Source organism: Sulfurovum sp. (genome assembly GCF_041551015.1).
In the GTDB taxonomy this organism is placed as follows: Bacteria; Campylobacterota; Campylobacteria; order Campylobacterales; family Sulfurovaceae; genus Sulfurovum.
This window is the reverse complement of the sequence record NZ_JBFENQ010000026.1, coordinates 1-15,507: the sequence shown is the minus strand read 5'-3', so window position 1 is coordinate 15,507 and position 15,507 is coordinate 1. Positions and strand designations below refer to the sequence as shown.

Genomic DNA, 15,507 nt, shown 5'->3' with positions numbered 1-15,507 from the left:
TAACTTCTGTACTAGAAGATGCAAAACTTGATCGCGATACCTTAGCCAGATATACAGGTAAATATAAAGTAGGAACCACCAACGGTCCATGGGAACGATACAAAGCGCACGTCCTTGATCCCATCAGTCTTGATAAAGCCAAAAAGTTTAAAAAGAAATATTATAAAACACTTCTACGTGCGAGTAAAGAGTATAAGGTCGATATGGGTTACATTGTTGGGTTTATCGGTGTAGAAAGCAAATTTGGGGAGTATAGTGGTGATTATAATGTATTGGATGCTTTGACCACCCTAGCCTTTCATAAAAACCGTATGAAAAAGTTTTTCAAGTCTGAATTGGAACATCTCTTTTTAATGGCAAGAGAACAAGGCTATGACATCAAAAAACTAGAAGGTTCCTTTGCTGGGGCTATAGGTGTGGTGCAGCAAGTACCTTCTGTATTTAGAAAGTATGGAATGGATTATAATCGTGATGGGGTAAAAGACCCATGGGACTTGGAAGATGCCATCGGTATCATCGCTAAGTTTATGCAGAAAAACGGATGGATAAAAGGTGCACAGGTTGCTGTAGCGACAAAGTTTAATGGAAAACGCTATACAGAGCTCAAAACAAGTCACAGACGAGCACTACTATTAAGTACCATCCTAAAACACGGTATAAGACCACTAGCTCCTTTTAATGAATCTAAAGCGTACCTGCTTAAAAATACTAACCTTAGCCATGATGATATCTGGCTTGGAGCAAAGAACTTTCGTGTACTTACACGCTATAACAATTCAACCAGCTATGGAATGGCTATACATCTCATCTCTGAAGCAATCAAGTAAAAATATATTTCTTCTCAAATGAAATTAGAGGCATTGGCTCTTCAAAGTAAAAGCCCTGAAATGCATCACAATGTACCTTGCTTAAGAAAGAAAGCTGTTCTAATGTTTCCACCCCTTCAGCTACAATATTCAGATCAAAATTCTTAGCGATGGAAATAATGGTACTGATCATCTTCTTATCATTTTCATTATCACCCAAGCGTGAGATAAACGATTTGTCTATCTTTACTTCATCTATTGGCAATATGTTTAAATAACTAAGTGAAGAGTACCCTGTACCAAAATCATCAATGGAAAATGAAATACCAAGTTTCTTTAATTGATTCATAACAGCAACGACTTTTTTCATATCTTCTGCAAATACATGTTCAGTTATTTCAAAAAATATTTTTTGTCCATGTTCTCTTTGTCCAAAATAAAGTTTTATTAAACGTTCTACATCGTCGACAAATGTATCACATAGCAATTGTCGCATACTGATATTCACCGAAAAAGATTTTAATTTCATCCCTTTTAAATTCCATCTATGTACACTTACAAATGTTTCTTTTAGTACATAGCTGCCCAATTCTAGAATCAAACCTGTATTTTCTGCTATAGGTATAAACTCTTCCGGATTCAGTACACCTAGATCATAATCATACCACCGAAGGAGAGATTCACAACCTACAACCAGTTCATTTTTGTCAAACTGTGGCTGATAAACCACATTTATTTTATTTTCTTTCAGCGCAGAATGAAGTTTCTGTTCTATAAGCAAATGTCTTTCAACTCTATATGCAAGATCTTTATTAAAGATGATAACACCGTCTCTTCCTTGTGCCTTTGCCTCATACATGGCTATATCTGCTTCTCTAATAAAATTTGTACTATCTAAAAATGAAGGATTGATCTGATGTACACCAATACTCGCACTGATATGCAAGTGGTGTCCATCAATAATATAAAGCTGTCGAATGACGTTAAGCAAACCCTCTGCAAAAGCACATCCAGGATTATTTTCAAACTCTTCTTCACTTAACTCTTTACTTACAAGGATAAACTCATCACCACCCAAACGTGCCACCATATGTGTATCTTTGACATAAAGTTCTATACGCTTGGAAACCGCTATCAATAGCTTGTCACCAATATCATGTCCCAAAGAGTCATTAATGGTTTTAAAATGATCTAAATCGATTAGAAACATACATGCAGTTTTATAATTCTCTGCCAATCTTTCATTCAAGGATTCCATATACTCCATAAAATACCTTCGGTTATAAAGCCCTGTCAATATATCGTGTTGTGCTTGAGAATAATTATCCTGAAGTAATCTATTTGTATTAAATGAGGCATACAATAAAACTGCCAAAAAGATAAGAGAAAAAAAAGACAGAATATATCCATACCATGTATCAACAAGTACAAAATAAACTGTTAATGGCAACATCAAAGTAAACAAAATAGGAACGAATAGTTTTTTATCAGAGATTAGTAGTGTAGATGCTACAACAGAAGCACCCAACTGTGTAAAGATAGCTATATAGTGTAAATCATATTGATCATGTCCAACATACATTACAAATATCAAGGACCAGGAAGAAAAAATAACATACATGAACCATGTAAGCTTCTTGTACCATACCCTTAAATGCTCTTCATCCATTTTATGTGTAGCAAATTCTTTATAAAGGGTCCAACCATAAAATGAAGTAACTAAAATAATACTATACCATACTAATGCAGGAAGGGCAATATTAAAAATCCAACCCATAATGACATATACTAACCCTGGTATCAGGGAAAGTCCTATCATAACAAGGATTTGTTTTTGAAGAAAAGTATAATATTTTTGATGTTTCATACATCCATTATATAATAAATTTGAATATTAAAACAAATTTTTTAAATTAATCTTCGAAAATGATGATGTCATAAGAGCTTTTTGTAACCAATGCTTTACTTGAATGTACGGAACCATTTCGATTTACTTTGCTTAGTTCTTGTCGTAATTGATCTATCTCAGCTTGCATCTCATCTATCTGTTCTTTAAGCTGAAGAACGATATCAACACCTGCAAGGTTCACACCCATTTGACGTGTTAAACGCAAAATGAGTTTCATACGTTCTATATCACGTTGAGAATAAAGACGCATACGTCCCTGTGTACGAGAAGGTTCAACCAAACCTTCACGTTCATACTGTCTTAGTGTTTGTGGATGTATATCTAACATTGTAGCTACTACTGATATGAGGTACACGGGTTCATCATAACTATGCATCTTTGCTCCTTTATAATTTCGCTTCTATCATCGCTTTGAGTTCTTCATCTAAAGTATCTACATCAGGTAAAACCACATTTGCTACAAGATACAAGTCACCTTTCATCGCTGTCTTCCTGTCTGCAACACCTTTACCTTTAAGTCTAAATTTTTGACCATTCTTGGTATTTTGAGGTACTTTGAGTGAGACCTCTTTTTCAGGTGTATCTACTGCAATTTTACCTCCAAAAAGCGCTTCTTTTAAAGGCACATCAAATGTTTTATAGAGGTTGTCACCCTTTCTTTCATACTCATCAGAAGCTGCGACTTCTACCTGTATAAGCAAGTCTCCTACCTGTCCTTGATACTGCTTACCTTTACCGCGTACACGCATTGTCTCGCCACTTTTAATACCTGCCGGTATTTTGATGTCAAAATTTTGACCATTGGCAGACACATTGTGTTTTCCACCATTCACCGAGACCATAAAAGGTACAGTGATCCGTGCTTGCATATCGAGGTCTGGACCACCAAAGCCGCCAAAACCACCTCTTGCTCCACCGAAGCCTCCTCCAAAGCCTCCTCCGCCTCCACCAAACATTTGTCTTAGGATTTCATCAAGGTCTACCCCTCCACCTTGTCCTTGTGCAAAGTCATGGAAGTTTTGTCCACCAAACATTTGATCACCGAACTGGTCATACTGTGCTTTTTTCTCCGGATCTGAGAGAACTTCATACGCAGCATTTATCTCTTTAAACTTCTCTACTGCACTCTCATCTTTGTTAATATCCGGATGGTATTTTCTTGCAAGTTTTCTATAAGATTTTTTAATTTCATCGGCAGAAGCATTTTCGCTTACACCAAGTGTTTCATATAAACTTTTTGACATAATATTCCTAAAATAATGGTTTTCTTTAATATAAAAAATTATATCAGAATAGTTTAGTCAATGTCAATCAAGTTATATTGAATTATGGTTGATACGGTACTGTTTTATAGCCTTCATGTATCATTTTCATAATGCCACCTTTCAGATTAGTGACCTTATAACCTAGCTTTTCTGACAAAAACTCAGAAACCATTCCCGTTCGACTACCTATTCTGCATATGAGTGCAAACGGCTCATCTTTTTTTACTGCCATGTCTAATTGTTTCAAAAAAGTCTCTATGTTAAAGTTCCCTTTTTCATCAAAAAACATAATTGTATATGAACCTTTTACGATACCTGTTTCTCTCCACTCAGCAGGGGTACGTATATCTATGATTTTCATATTTTTTTCTACAAACTGCGGTGTCGCCCAAACCTGATGTAACTCTGCCATTAAAGATATTGTTATGATGAATAATCCTATAACTATTCTCTTCATCTTTATTCCTTATATTAATTATAATTTGAATTAAATTTTATATATTGTAACAAAATTAAAGTAAAGTAATCGTGGATTTCATACCCTTTGAGTACAATACTTTATGAATTTTATACCTATTAATGACATTAACTTACCCGAACTCAATATTTATCATCAATTTAGAGACAATGCTTTTACTTCGGATAACAGCTTTGTAGCTGACAGTCCAAAAGTTGTAAACCTTCTTCTAGAGACAGATATCACAGTAAGAAGTATACTTGCTACACAGGAGTATTATGATACCTACGAACATCTTATCAAAGAGAAAAACATTCCTCAACTTTTTGTCGCAAGCAAAGCCCTTATGCAAGACATCGTAGGACACAAGATACACCACAATGTCATGATGCATGGCACACGTCCGGAACAGACAACTCTGGATGCTCTTGATGACCAGATCATTATGCTAGATGAGATAAGTTCTACCCAAAACATAGGCTCCATAGCACGTTCTGCTGCTGCCATAGGTATCAATTCATACCTGCTTCCTACTCATGGTCCACACCCCTACTCAAGACGGGCACTTAGAGTTTCAATGGGGCACATCAGCATGCTAAAAACCCATCTATATAATGACATCCAAGATACCATTATGACACTAAAAGAAAACGGCTACCGTATCTATGCAGCAGAAGTTACTCATGACTCTACACCTCTTTCCTCTGTAAAAGTAGTAAACAAATGGGTACTTCTTATGGGACATGAAGGATCAGGATTGTCAAATGATATATTGGCTCTATGTGACGAAGTGGTTACTATAGAGATGATGGAAGGTGTAAAGAGTTTTAATGTAGGCGTTGCAGCTTCTATTATGATGTATCAATTTAAACATCAAGGAGATTAGAAAGTAATCACTTTCCAATCTCCTTTCAATGCATCAGTAAGTATCTCTCCTGTATGAATCATATCTATACCAAGAGAAGCAAGCTTCTCAGTCACTCCATATTCATCACTGCACACCACACAACAGGTGAGTTCAACACCTGTTTCTTTGATCTTAGATACCATCTCTTGCAGCTCTTCATTTTCTGCCAACAGTTTAGCTGATGGTCCCCATATCATCAAATGTGCTTGATCCCAATATCCTCTTGGAAGAATAACACTTGAGTAGAGCAATACCATCTTTTTAGCCACTTCTATCTCAGCTGTACTCCATACAATGAGTAATTTATTCATAATGATTCCTAACAATGTAATGTTTGTATTATAGTGTTTTAGTGAAGATAAATAAAGAGGGGCAGTAAGTGATTTACTTACTGCAAATACATTTTTAGTGTAAAAAGTGTCTCACTGTAGTAAAGTAAAGTGAGATACCATGTTCATTGGCAGCTTCGATGACTTCATCGTCTCTGATGCTTCCTCCAGGTTCGATAATCGCTTTTACACCTGCCGCTGCTGCTGCATCGATGCTGTCACGGAACGGGAAGAAAGCTTCAGATGCCATAGCTGCACCTGATACATCCAAATCCATCTCTTTGGCTTTTTTGAGAGCACATTGTGCTGCATCTACACGGCTTGTCATACCCATACCAACTGCTACCATTGCTGAGTCTTTTACATACACAACACAGTTAGACTTTGTAAGACCTGCCACTTTCCATGCAATCTCCAAGTCTTTCATCTCTTGCGCTGTTGCAGTAAGTTCTGATTTTTTATGCGCGTTGTGCACTTCATTGTCACAGATACAATCTGCATTTTGATACACAAAACCACCATCTACATGTTTGAAATCATGCGTGTCATTTGACATCACAAGTCTATCATTACCAGACTTTTTGGCACCTTGGGAAAAAAGCTTAAGACGTTTTTTCTTTTCAAATACTTCCAGTGCTTCTGGTTCAAAATCTGCTGCCATAACAACTTCCAGAAAAATTTCATTCATCTTCTCTGCAAGCTCTTTCGTTACCACACCATTTACTGCAACAACACCACCAAATGCAGATACAGGATCACATTTAAGTGCCTCCGTGTATGACTCTAAAAGTGTACCTTTGATAGCAAAACCACAAGGGTTACCGTGTTTTACGATACATACTGCATTTTCATCACCAAAACTAGAAGCTATCTTCAGTGCGCCGTTTACATCATTGATATTATTAAAACTTGCTTCACCTTTGACTTGTTTGAAGTTCTTTGTAAAGTGATTGTCAAACTCATAAAGTGCACCTTTTTGGTGTGGATTCTCTCCATAACGTGTTTGGAACGATTTTTTACCTGTAATGAACTGATACTCACCAAAACCATCGTTAAAACGACCGTTCATGTAATTTGCGATCATGGAGTCATACGCTGCAGTATGTTCAAAAGCTTTTATCATGAGTCCACGTCTAAATTCAAGTGTATCTTCTTTGTTCTCAAGTGCCAAAAGTACCGCATCATAATCAGAAGCATCTGTGACGATAAGCACATCGTTGAAGTTCTTTGCAGCACTTCTAACCATCGTAGGTCCACCAATGTCAATGTTCTCGATGATCTCATCAAAATCTTCTGTTCTTTCGATAGTTTCTTTAAATGGATATAGGTTTACACATACAAGGTCTATACCTTCAACACCCAATTCTTTTGCCTGAGCTACATGTGCATCATCACCTCTTTTATGAAGGATCCCACCATGAACATAAGGGTTCAGTGTTTTCACACGTCCTTCAAAACACTCCGGAAACTTAGTAACTTCATCTATCTCTATGACTTTAACACCGGCTTCATTTAACTTCTTATATGTTCCACCCGTCGAAATGATCTCCCAACCTTGACTCTCTAAACCTTTGGCAAATTCTACAATGCCCGCTTTATCACTTACGCTTAATAATGCTCTCATACTTCTCTCTTTCTCAATAATTAAAAATAAATGTTACGGCGAACGCCCTTGAAAGCGAAGCGTTTCGAGAGCCGTAACGCTTTTTTGCCTACTTTTTATAAAAAAAGTAGAAAGAAACTCTAAACTGCAATAAAAGTATTTTACAGATCTTGCTCAATCGTACGAGCAAACGTATTAAAATAAATATCCTTTACTTTTTCAAGTGGAAGCTCAACGTCATTTACTTTAACTTTATCTCCACCCACTGTAGCAATGTTCGTCACTTTAATACCAAGGTCTATAGCCATACGAACTACAGCTTCTACATTCTCTTCAGAAACTTCCAAGAGTGCTCTGCTTTGTGACTCATCAAAGATGTTTTTACTGTTATCTAAAGAAATCTCAGCTGATACACCTTTGTTTGAAACAGCTGCCATTTTAGAAAGTGCTATCGCTAACCCACCTACATTCACATCTTTAGCTGCTTTTAGTAGTCCTTTTTTGTTTGCCTCTATCACAAGCTCCCAAAGTGCAAGCTCTTCTTTATAATCAAATGTCGGTAAAGTTCCTGCTGTTTCACCATATAATGCTTTAATATACAATGAACCGCCAAACTCACCTTTTGTCTCTCCAATAAGAAGGATTTGACTTCCCTCTTCCTGGAATGCTGAAGGAAGGATTTTGTTTTGATCATCGTTGAGTCCCACCATAGCTATAGCCGGTGTAGGAAATACAGATACACCATTTGTTTCATTATAGAGTGATACGTTTCCACTGACAACAGGCGTATTAAGCTCTAAACATGCTTCTTTTATACCTTCACAACCTTGTGCAAACTGCCACATTACTTCTGGGTTTTCCGGATTACCGTAGTTAAGACAGTCTGTAATAGAAAGTGGTCTAGCTCCTGACATCGCCACATTACGTCCGGACTCCACCACTGCAAGTGCAGCACCTTTTTTAGGATCAATGTAACAATAACGCGGGTTACAGTCAGAACTCATTGCCAAAGCTTTTCCATTCTCTTTGATACGGATACAAGAAGCATCCAAACTTCCAGGTCCTTTGGTCGTATTGGTTTGTACCATAGAATCATACTGGTTGTATACCCAAGCTTTATCTGAGATCTCGATATTAGAAAGTAGTGTTTCATATGCTTCTTGATTTTCTACAGATGGATAACTCTCTACCGTTTTAGCATTGACTTCATCCAGGTATTTAGGTCTTGACACAGGTCTATCAAGTACCGGTGCTTCTTCACTCACTGGTGCTATAGGCATATCGGCACACTTTTCACCATGCCACATCAATTCCATTCGTGCTGTATCTGTAACTTCACCGATCACAGCAACATCAAGTTCCCATTTTTCAAAAATATCGATGATCGCTTGTTCACTTCCTTTTTTTGCACAGATAAGCATACGTTCCTGTGACTCAGAAAGCATGAAGTCATAAGGCATCATCCCCTCTTCTCTTGCCGGTACTTTGTCTAAGTGCATAATAAGCCCTGCACCTGTTTTACCAGCCATTTCAAATGCTGAAGAAGTAAGCCCGGCAGCACCCATATCTTGAATACCTACAACATGGTCTGTTTTGAACAATTCCAAGCACGCTTCAAGAAGAAGTTTTTCTGTAAATGGATCACCAACCTGCACAGTCGGGCGGAGTGATTTAGACTCTTCTGTAAAACTGTCTGAACTCATTACCGCACCGCCAAGACCATCACGACCTGTCTTTGAACCTACATACATTACAGAGTTACCTATACCTGAAGCAACACCCAAGAAGATCTCATCTGATTTTACAAGTCCTAGTGAAAATGCATTTACAAGAATGTTCCCATTGTAAGACTCATCAAAACTCACTTCACCACCGATAGTAGGAACACCCATACAGTTACCATACGATCCGATACCGTCTACCACACCACGAACAAGGTGTCTTTGGTATTTTGCAGTATCACTGTCACCTTTCACTGTACCAAAACGCAAAGCATTGAGGTTTGCTACAGGTCTTGCACCCATAGTGAAGATGTCTCTAAGTATCCCCCCTACACCAGTTGCAGCACCTTGAAAAGGTTCTATGAATGATGGGTGGTTATGACTTTCCATTTTAAATACAGCAGCCATACCATCACCTATGTCGATAACACCTGCATTTTCACCTGGTCCCTGGATCACCCATGGTGCTTCTGTAGGAAAGCCTCTAAGGTATTTGGTACTTGACTTGTATGAACAGTGCTCAGACCACATTGCAGAAAAAATACCTATTTCTACTATATTTGGGTGACGTCCATCTAAGATACGCAAGATATCCTGGTACTCTTCTTTACTGAGTTTGTGACTTTTTAAAACTTCATCTAGATCTTCAATAGGTTGTGACATAAATAGTGTCCTTTAAGGAGGTAAAATAAGAGTTATATTTTACTCAAAAAGTACTAAATAAGTGATAAAAAGGTAGAATATATTACTATAAAAAGTGACTAGTCACTTGAGCTTTCTGCTAAAGATAAGCATTAAAATGCCGTGCATATAAAGCACTCAATGCTGAATCATAAAACTTAGCGTTAGCAATCTTTTAGTAACAAAGAGGCTAGATGTGTCATTGTTATCTAAAAGACAAAAATGGACTTTGTTCATTTTATGTTTCAATTTAATAAAAAAGGTTATAAATGGACAAGATTTTACAGATGCTGCTTCTACAACAAGAACTCAATGATGCTACTAACGGTGAAGGTTGGGAAAAAGGCACTACCAAGAACGGTAAACTTATCGATTGGAAACGTTGTACCTACCTAGAGTGTGCTGAGCTTATAGAGTCTTACCCTTGGAAACACTGGAAAAATATTGATGCGCAGCCAGACTATGCAAACATCCAAATAGAAGCTGTGGATATCTGGCATTTCATCATGTCTCAAGGGCTTGAAGACTATAAAATGAAAAATCTTGGAAGTATCGAATCATTGGCTGCTAATATTAATGTATTGCCTAACTTTCAAACTTTTTTAGCCGATATTACACCTACAACAAAAGACTATTATGGACAGATCGAAGTAGTAGAAAACTTGATGAAAACACTTTTTTGTGAAGAACCTACAGAAAAACTAATGGAAGCATTTATCGATGTAGCGGTACAATCTGGACTCAACCTAGATGCACTATATAAACTCTACATTGGTAAAAACATTTTAAACCAATTCAGACAAGACCACGGCTATAAAGAAGGATCATACATCAAAATATGGAATGGTGAAGAAGATAACGTTATGATGCAACGTGTACTTGAAGAACATGAAGATGTGACTCCGGATGGACTCTACAAAGCATTGAAAGAAGCTTACCCTAATTCTTAATAATATGATATAAATTCGACGAGTCGTATGAGCCTACTGCTGAAGTTATCGAAATGTATAACTTTAGCAAGTCTCAGTGTGACAATGTAGTTTTTAATGATAAACTTACCCAAAAGGGTAAGTAAAGATTGCGCTATTCTATCATCCTGGTCAAATCTTGTTCTACGATTTGATTTCCACGTACACTCACTTTGGTTGCTATACGTATATTTTTCATACCGTCATAGCCACACTCTTGTCCACATTTAACAGTACCTATAAGATAATAACTTCCCGATGGCACACCATAAAATGCAAACTTTCCATTTTTGTCTGAAGCTGTGAATTTTAAGTAATTAAAGAGTCTAGGATCTGCTGCTTGCATTTTAAATCCACCTAGATAACTCTCTTGGTACCATTGTTCAGAATAACTTGTGATCGGATTTAAATAAAGTCGTGTACTTGCACCCAACACACGTTTTTCATTATAGGCATCCTTCACATAAATTGTACCCTTGACTGTACCTTTGCCTATTCTTGCCAAACGATAATATTCTGATGCAGGGAATTCAATACGTTCTAGTGTATTCTCTTCACCATCTTCTGTTATCATCATTTCAGATTCTGTAAGGTTGTCATCAGACATATTCACATCATCTGCATCGCTTAAGTCACCCCAAAAAATTTTATTATTTTTCTTGATATGTATATCTGGCTGTACACACCCTGTAAATAAAGACATTGCTATCAATGACATTATCATAATAGTGACTATTTTAAACATTTTAACCCTTCATTTATAATTTCGATATTATACACAATTAACTTTACTATCGTCCATTAACAACGTTTCTTATTAAGCATCTTTTCTAAGAAACTTCTTGCATCATCATTACCCGAAAAGGCCGCTTTTTGATACCAGAAGGCCGCTTTTTGACAATTCTTCTTTACAGCATACCCTTTATAGTATCTCTCGGCCAGATGTTGTTGTGCCTCAACTTCACCCTCTTTGGCAAATCGATGCAGGTGCTTTACTTTTCTTTTTTCACCTTTATAATACTTGATCGTATTAAAAATGAACCACACCGTAAAAACAGACAAAGCTAAAATAATATAGAGTTCTATATTTTCTACATCCTTAAAATATTCGAGTATCTGCATCCTATTTTCCTAAACAGAATTCACCGAACATTTTGTCCAGTATCTCTTCACTGTCATAAGGTTTAGAGATAGAAGAAATGCACTTTACAGCTTCTTGCAAATGATACGAAAAAAACTCTAATTCGCCATTCATAAGAGGGAGTTTCGCTTCTTCTATAGATTTTTTTGCTTTATTTACTGCTTCTATTTGTCGGGTGGATATAAGCATAAGTTCTTCACCTTCTCCTATGCCGTCAAATAATGATTCAAGTCTTTGGGTTAATTTTACAAACGCTTTTTTTGCACTCACTTCCAGTAGATCATAAGCTTCAAGTTTGTCTGTGTCAAATACCCTATCAAGGTCTGATTTGTTTAACGCCACGATAATATGTTTATCCTCTAAAGCATCAAGAATAGTGAGTATCTTCTCATCTTCATCATCAAATGGTCGGGAGCTGTCAAAAAGTGCAACAATGACATCTGCATCTTCAACTGAAGAGAGGGAGCGCTCGATCCCTATCTTTTCTATGGTGTCTTCTGATTCACGTATACCCGCAGTATCTATCAATCTAATGATATGAGAACCTATACGTACCTGCTCTTCAATCGTGTCTCTTGTTGTTCCTGCAATATCACTAACGATGGCTCTGTCATACGAAAGCAAAGCATTGAGTAAAGAACTTTTACCTACATTTGGTTTCCCAATAATAGCCACTTTAAAACCTTCTATCAGCCCTCTTCGTCTGTGACTTGAATCAACGATCTGTTCTATTTGCAATGATAATCCATCCAATTGTGTGTTGATACTTTCCATAATATCATCAGGAATATCTTCTTCGGCATAATCTATCATCACTTCTGAGTATGCTAAAGATCTTAAAAGAGCATCCCTGCTTTCATCTACGAACGTTTTGAGTTCACCTTTCATCTGTTTAGCCAGTATCTTTGCTGCATCTACACTCTTGGCTTCTATCAGTTTTGCGATGGCTTCTGCTTCTGTAAGGTCTATTTTACCATTAAGAAATGCGCGTTTAGAGAACTCACCCGGTTCAGCAAGCCTCACTCCATAAGAGATAATCGTATCGAGGATCTCTTGTGCAACGATCATCCCACCGTGACACTGGAACTCTACGATCTCTTCCCCTGTAAAGCTATGCGGTGCAGCAAAATATATCATGATAGCGTGGTCTATAAGTTCATTGTTAAAATTATAAAGTGAAGAGAGATGTGCGTGTCTTGGGATAATAGTTTCTAAATGAGAGATCTTATGTGCTATCTCTAATGCAGCATCTCCACTCACTCTAATAATTGAGATAGAGGAAACACCATGTGCAGTGGCAATAGCGGTTATAGTGTTATGCATTGGTCTTAGTATTGTTAAATTCGTTTATCACAACAAATTTTTTACCTTCTCTGCCTGTCTTGACTGCAACATATTTATCTGGAAATCTTTCACGTAGCTGTTCAAGTGCTATTTGTACCAAAATACCATCGAGGAAACGTGTTTTTCCTTTTCCCTGTTTTTCAACATTTTCGATAACCGGTTTAATATAATTACGTATCATCTCTTGTTGTGTCGTTAAAAATTCTGCGATCTCAAGTTTAATGAAAAGCTCATATTTTGCATGTAACCAATTAAAAAGCATATAGGAGAGTGCATTATAACGGTATCCTTCTTTTCCTATGAGCAGCGCAGCATCATTACCATCTATGAAGATCAATGCTGTGTTGTCTCTGACATCCACTTCGACAACATCTATATCAAAACAAGAGTGAGAAAGGAGCTCTTTCAATTGATCTTCTATCATCAATGCCAGCTCATCATAGACAACTGTTTCTTCTTCAAATTCTTCAATGTCATCTTCATGATGATCTACTTCAAAGAAGCTATCTACTATAGCATCTTTTTCTATCTCAGGTTCAGCAAATGTATTTTGTACAATTTGTTCTTCTTTGACAGTTGCGATAATTTCAGAAGCAACACTCTCTTCCGTAGTTGGAACATGCAGTGTTTCTTCTTTCGCTTCACTTTTCCTATTCTTTGACGCAGGTTTTTTACACGTTGCCACGATAATTGCATTTTTTTTCAAAAAGCCAAAGATACCTTTGGAAGGATGCTGCATCACTTCAGATTGAAGTTCAGAGATAGAACATTCCAACATTTTGGAAGCTTTTTCGTACGCTTCTTCCAGTGTTGCTGCTTCAACCTTTCTCATAAACTGGTCCTTTTATTTTTTATGTGCTGCAACAGCTACAGCTTTTTGTTTTGCGTACATATGATTGATGAAATATTGTTGTGCGATTGTAAACAAGTTGTTGACTAACCAGTACAATACAAGACCTGATGGGAAATAGATAAAGAACACTGTCATGATCACAGGGAACCACTTAAATATCTTTTCTTGTAATGGATCAGTAAAGTTACTTGGAGTGATCTTTTGCTGGAACCACATAGAAGCACCCATCAAAATAGGAAGTACAAAGTACGGGTCCATTACTGCAAGGTTTTCTATCCAAAGTATCCATTGGGCACCTTGTAGTTCATCCGCATTTAAAAGAACACGATAGAGTGCAAAGAATACAGGAATCTGTAGAATAAGCGGTAGACATCCACCCATAGGGTTCGCACCGTGCTTTTTATACATTTCCATCATCTGTGCATTCATTTTTGCAGGGTCACCTTTATACTTCTCTTTGATATCTTTCATTTTAGGTGCCAAGTCTTTAAGCTTTTGCATAGACATCATACCTTTGTATGAAAGTGGGAATAAAACAAATTTCACAAGTAAAGTAAAGAGAATGATCGCCCATCCCCAGTTTCCAACATAGTCATTTATCCAAAGCAATACTTTAAAAAATGGTTTTGCAAGAAATGAAAACCATCCAAATTCGATAGCATCTGTTAGTTCCGGATGAATCGCTCTTAATGTTTTCTCATCTTTTGGTCCGATATATGCATTTAATTGTAATGTATCTGCTCCCTGAACAAAAATAAGAGGGTCACCATTTGCCTCTTTTAAAATAGAAACATTCAAACCTTTATCAAAATCAAAGAACATCGAAGCAACATATCTGTCAAAAGCAGAAGCTATTTTTGCATTTTGGAACTTTTCATACCCTTCAGCATCACCATCTTCAACAGTATTGATGATATTATCTGCCCCTTTTATCAATGCTCCTCTTACAAGCATATACATAGACTGGTCAGCTACTGGTCTATGCCCTGGTGTAATAAAGTATGGTGTTGATGCAGAAGTAGTTACTGTTACGTCATACTGTCCCGTAGGTTTAAAAGTGATCTTTTTTGTCACTGTCACAGAAGAGAGTGTCTGTGTTAAAGTCACTGTTTGAGGACCTTTACTCACGTCTACAGTTTGACTTCCTGTATTGACATAAGGTGTTCTAAATGCTTCATCATTTAATTTGGCATCTGAAAATCTTACTTCCAACGGCTTCACTTCACTCGGACTTAAGATCTTTAAATTATTACCCTCATCGTCATGATACTTCACTTCTAATAGTTCAACTTGAGAAATACGTCCATATTCATCCACAGTCATGATAAAATTATCAGATTTAACAGTTATCAAACCCGTTGATGCCATTTGTACCGGTGCACTTACCGCTGTTGCAGTTGAAGAACTTGGTGTAGGTACATTTGCGTTAGATGCTGTATCTACTGAAGGGGTTTGATGTGCAGTATTTGCTGTTTGTTTGCTATCTTGTGTGGGGGTCGCAGGTGGGAAAAAGTAGCTATAGC

15 protein-coding genes are annotated in these 15,507 nt (G+C 37.0%); 3 read left to right on the top strand and 12 right to left on the bottom strand.

The features are described from left to right. Window positions 1-827 (top strand): lytic transglycosylase domain-containing protein (locus ABZC96_RS03080; RefSeq protein ID WP_373028998.1); only part of this gene is annotated, 827 nt, incomplete at its 5' end. On the opposite strand, the gene ABZC96_RS03075 is transcribed toward ABZC96_RS03080, so the two are convergent. The 4 genes from ABZC96_RS03075 to ABZC96_RS03060 form a co-directional block, all read right to left on the bottom strand. Beyond that, window positions 820-2,673: a putative bifunctional diguanylate cyclase/phosphodiesterase gene (locus ABZC96_RS03075; RefSeq protein WP_373028997.1), complete on the bottom strand. Its 1,854-nt coding sequence runs from the start codon at window positions 2,671-2,673 to the stop codon at window positions 820-822. The two genes, ABZC96_RS03080 and ABZC96_RS03075, sit on opposite strands and share 8 nt — an antisense overlap. Before the next feature lie 46 nt (window positions 2,674-2,719). Beyond that, a complete protein-coding gene (locus tag ABZC96_RS03070) occupies window positions 2,720-3,091 on the bottom strand; it encodes a heat shock protein transcriptional repressor HspR (RefSeq protein ID WP_309495002.1) in 372 nt (123 codons plus the stop codon). 10 nt (window positions 3,092-3,101) lie between these two features. Beyond that, window positions 3,102-3,959 carry a DnaJ C-terminal domain-containing protein gene (locus tag ABZC96_RS03065; RefSeq protein ID WP_373028995.1) on the bottom strand — a complete coding sequence of 286 codons (858 nt, stop codon included), beginning with the start codon at window positions 3,957-3,959 and terminating at the stop codon, window positions 3,102-3,104. An 82-nt stretch (window positions 3,960-4,041) separates the two neighbouring features. Next, on the bottom strand, window positions 4,042-4,437 hold the full coding sequence (locus ABZC96_RS03060; protein WP_373028993.1) for a rhodanese-like domain-containing protein: 396 nt from the start codon (window positions 4,435-4,437) through the stop codon (window positions 4,042-4,044). A 103-nt stretch (window positions 4,438-4,540) separates the two neighbouring features. On the opposite strand from ABZC96_RS03060, the gene ABZC96_RS03055 reads away from it, so the two are divergent. Then, window positions 4,541-5,323, top strand: a complete 783-nt coding sequence (locus ABZC96_RS03055) for a TrmH family RNA methyltransferase (RefSeq protein WP_373028991.1) — start codon at window positions 4,541-4,543, stop codon at window positions 5,321-5,323. On the opposite strand, the gene ABZC96_RS03050 is transcribed toward ABZC96_RS03055, so the two are convergent. From ABZC96_RS03050 to purL, 3 genes are all read right to left on the bottom strand, one after another. Beyond that, a complete protein-coding gene (locus ABZC96_RS03050; RefSeq protein WP_373028989.1) occupies window positions 5,320-5,655 on the bottom strand; it encodes a DsrE family protein in 336 nt (111 codons plus the stop codon). The two genes, ABZC96_RS03055 and ABZC96_RS03050, sit on opposite strands and share 4 nt — an antisense overlap. A 94-nt stretch (window positions 5,656-5,749) precedes the next feature. Next, window positions 5,750-7,297, bottom strand: coding sequence for a bifunctional phosphoribosylaminoimidazolecarboxamide formyltransferase/IMP cyclohydrolase (gene purH, locus ABZC96_RS03045; RefSeq protein ID WP_373028988.1), 1,548 nt, complete (start codon window positions 7,295-7,297; stop codon window positions 5,750-5,752). A gap of 140 nt (window positions 7,298-7,437) precedes the next feature. Beyond that, window positions 7,438-9,660 carry a phosphoribosylformylglycinamidine synthase subunit PurL gene (gene purL, locus ABZC96_RS03040; RefSeq protein WP_373028986.1) on the bottom strand — a complete coding sequence of 741 codons (2,223 nt, stop codon included), beginning with the start codon at window positions 9,658-9,660 and terminating at the stop codon, window positions 7,438-7,440. 287 nt (window positions 9,661-9,947) lie between these two features. Between purL and ABZC96_RS03035 the strand changes: the two genes are divergently transcribed. Next, on the top strand, window positions 9,948-10,628 hold the full coding sequence (locus tag ABZC96_RS03035; protein ID WP_373028985.1) for a dUTP diphosphatase: 681 nt from the start codon (window positions 9,948-9,950) through the stop codon (window positions 10,626-10,628). Between the two features lie 133 nt (window positions 10,629-10,761). Here the strand turns inward: ABZC96_RS03035 and ABZC96_RS03030 are convergent, their stop codons facing one another. The 5 genes from ABZC96_RS03030 to yidC all read right to left on the bottom strand — a co-directional run. After that, window positions 10,762-11,391 carry a carboxypeptidase regulatory-like domain-containing protein gene (locus ABZC96_RS03030; RefSeq protein WP_373028984.1) on the bottom strand — a complete coding sequence of 210 codons (630 nt, stop codon included), beginning with the start codon at window positions 11,389-11,391 and terminating at the stop codon, window positions 10,762-10,764. A gap of 56 nt (window positions 11,392-11,447) precedes the next feature. After that, window positions 11,448-11,768: a hypothetical protein gene (locus ABZC96_RS03025; RefSeq protein WP_373028982.1), complete on the bottom strand. Its 321-nt coding sequence runs from the start codon at window positions 11,766-11,768 to the stop codon at window positions 11,448-11,450. 1 nt (window position 11,769) lies between these two features. Further along, entirely contained in the window at window positions 11,770-13,110 is a 1,341-nt protein-coding gene (gene mnmE, locus ABZC96_RS03020; RefSeq protein ID WP_373028981.1) for a tRNA uridine-5-carboxymethylaminomethyl(34) synthesis GTPase MnmE, read from the bottom strand. Next, window positions 13,103-13,963: a Jag N-terminal domain-containing protein gene (locus tag ABZC96_RS03015; RefSeq protein ID WP_373028979.1), complete on the bottom strand. Its 861-nt coding sequence runs from the start codon at window positions 13,961-13,963 to the stop codon at window positions 13,103-13,105. Before ABZC96_RS03015 ends, mnmE begins: the two co-directional genes overlap by 8 nt. Before the next feature lie 12 nt (window positions 13,964-13,975). Beyond that, on the bottom strand, window positions 13,976-15,507 hold a 1,532-nt coding region (gene yidC, locus ABZC96_RS03010; protein ID WP_373028977.1), incomplete at its 5' end, for a membrane protein insertase YidC.

Bases quoted from the DNA above. Each gene is read 5' to 3' on its own strand.
- ABZC96_RS03075 (WP_373028997.1), bottom strand. From the start codon at position 2,673: ATGAAACATCAAAAATATTATACTTTTCTTCAAAAACAAATCCTTGTT.
- ABZC96_RS03070 (WP_309495002.1), bottom strand. From the start codon at position 3,091: ATGCATAGTTATGATGAACCCGTGTACCTCATATCAGTAGTAGCTACA.
- ABZC96_RS03065 (WP_373028995.1), bottom strand. From the start codon at position 3,959: ATGTCAAAAAGTTTATATGAAACACTTGGTGTAAGCGAAAATGCTTCT.
- ABZC96_RS03060 (WP_373028993.1), bottom strand. From the start codon at position 4,437: ATGAAGAGAATAGTTATAGGATTATTCATCATAACAATATCTTTAATG.
- ABZC96_RS03055 (WP_373028991.1), top strand. From the start codon at position 4,541: ATGAATTTTATACCTATTAATGACATTAACTTACCCGAACTCAATATT.
- ABZC96_RS03050 (WP_373028989.1), bottom strand. From the start codon at position 5,655: ATGAATAAATTACTCATTGTATGGAGTACAGCTGAGATAGAAGTGGCT.
- purH (WP_373028988.1), bottom strand. From the start codon at position 7,297: ATGAGAGCATTATTAAGCGTAAGTGATAAAGCGGGCATTGTAGAATTT.
- purL (WP_373028986.1), bottom strand. From the start codon at position 9,660: ATGTCACAACCTATTGAAGATCTAGATGAAGTTTTAAAAAGTCACAAA.
- ABZC96_RS03035 (WP_373028985.1), top strand. From the start codon at position 9,948: ATGGACAAGATTTTACAGATGCTGCTTCTACAACAAGAACTCAATGAT.
- ABZC96_RS03030 (WP_373028984.1), bottom strand. From the start codon at position 11,391: ATGTTTAAAATAGTCACTATTATGATAATGTCATTGATAGCAATGTCT.
- ABZC96_RS03025 (WP_373028982.1), bottom strand. From the start codon at position 11,768: ATGCAGATACTCGAATATTTTAAGGATGTAGAAAATATAGAACTCTAT.
- mnmE (WP_373028981.1), bottom strand. From the start codon at position 13,110: ATGCATAACACTATAACCGCTATTGCCACTGCACATGGTGTTTCCTCT.
- ABZC96_RS03015 (WP_373028979.1), bottom strand. From the start codon at position 13,963: ATGAGAAAGGTTGAAGCAGCAACACTGGAAGAAGCGTACGAAAAAGCT.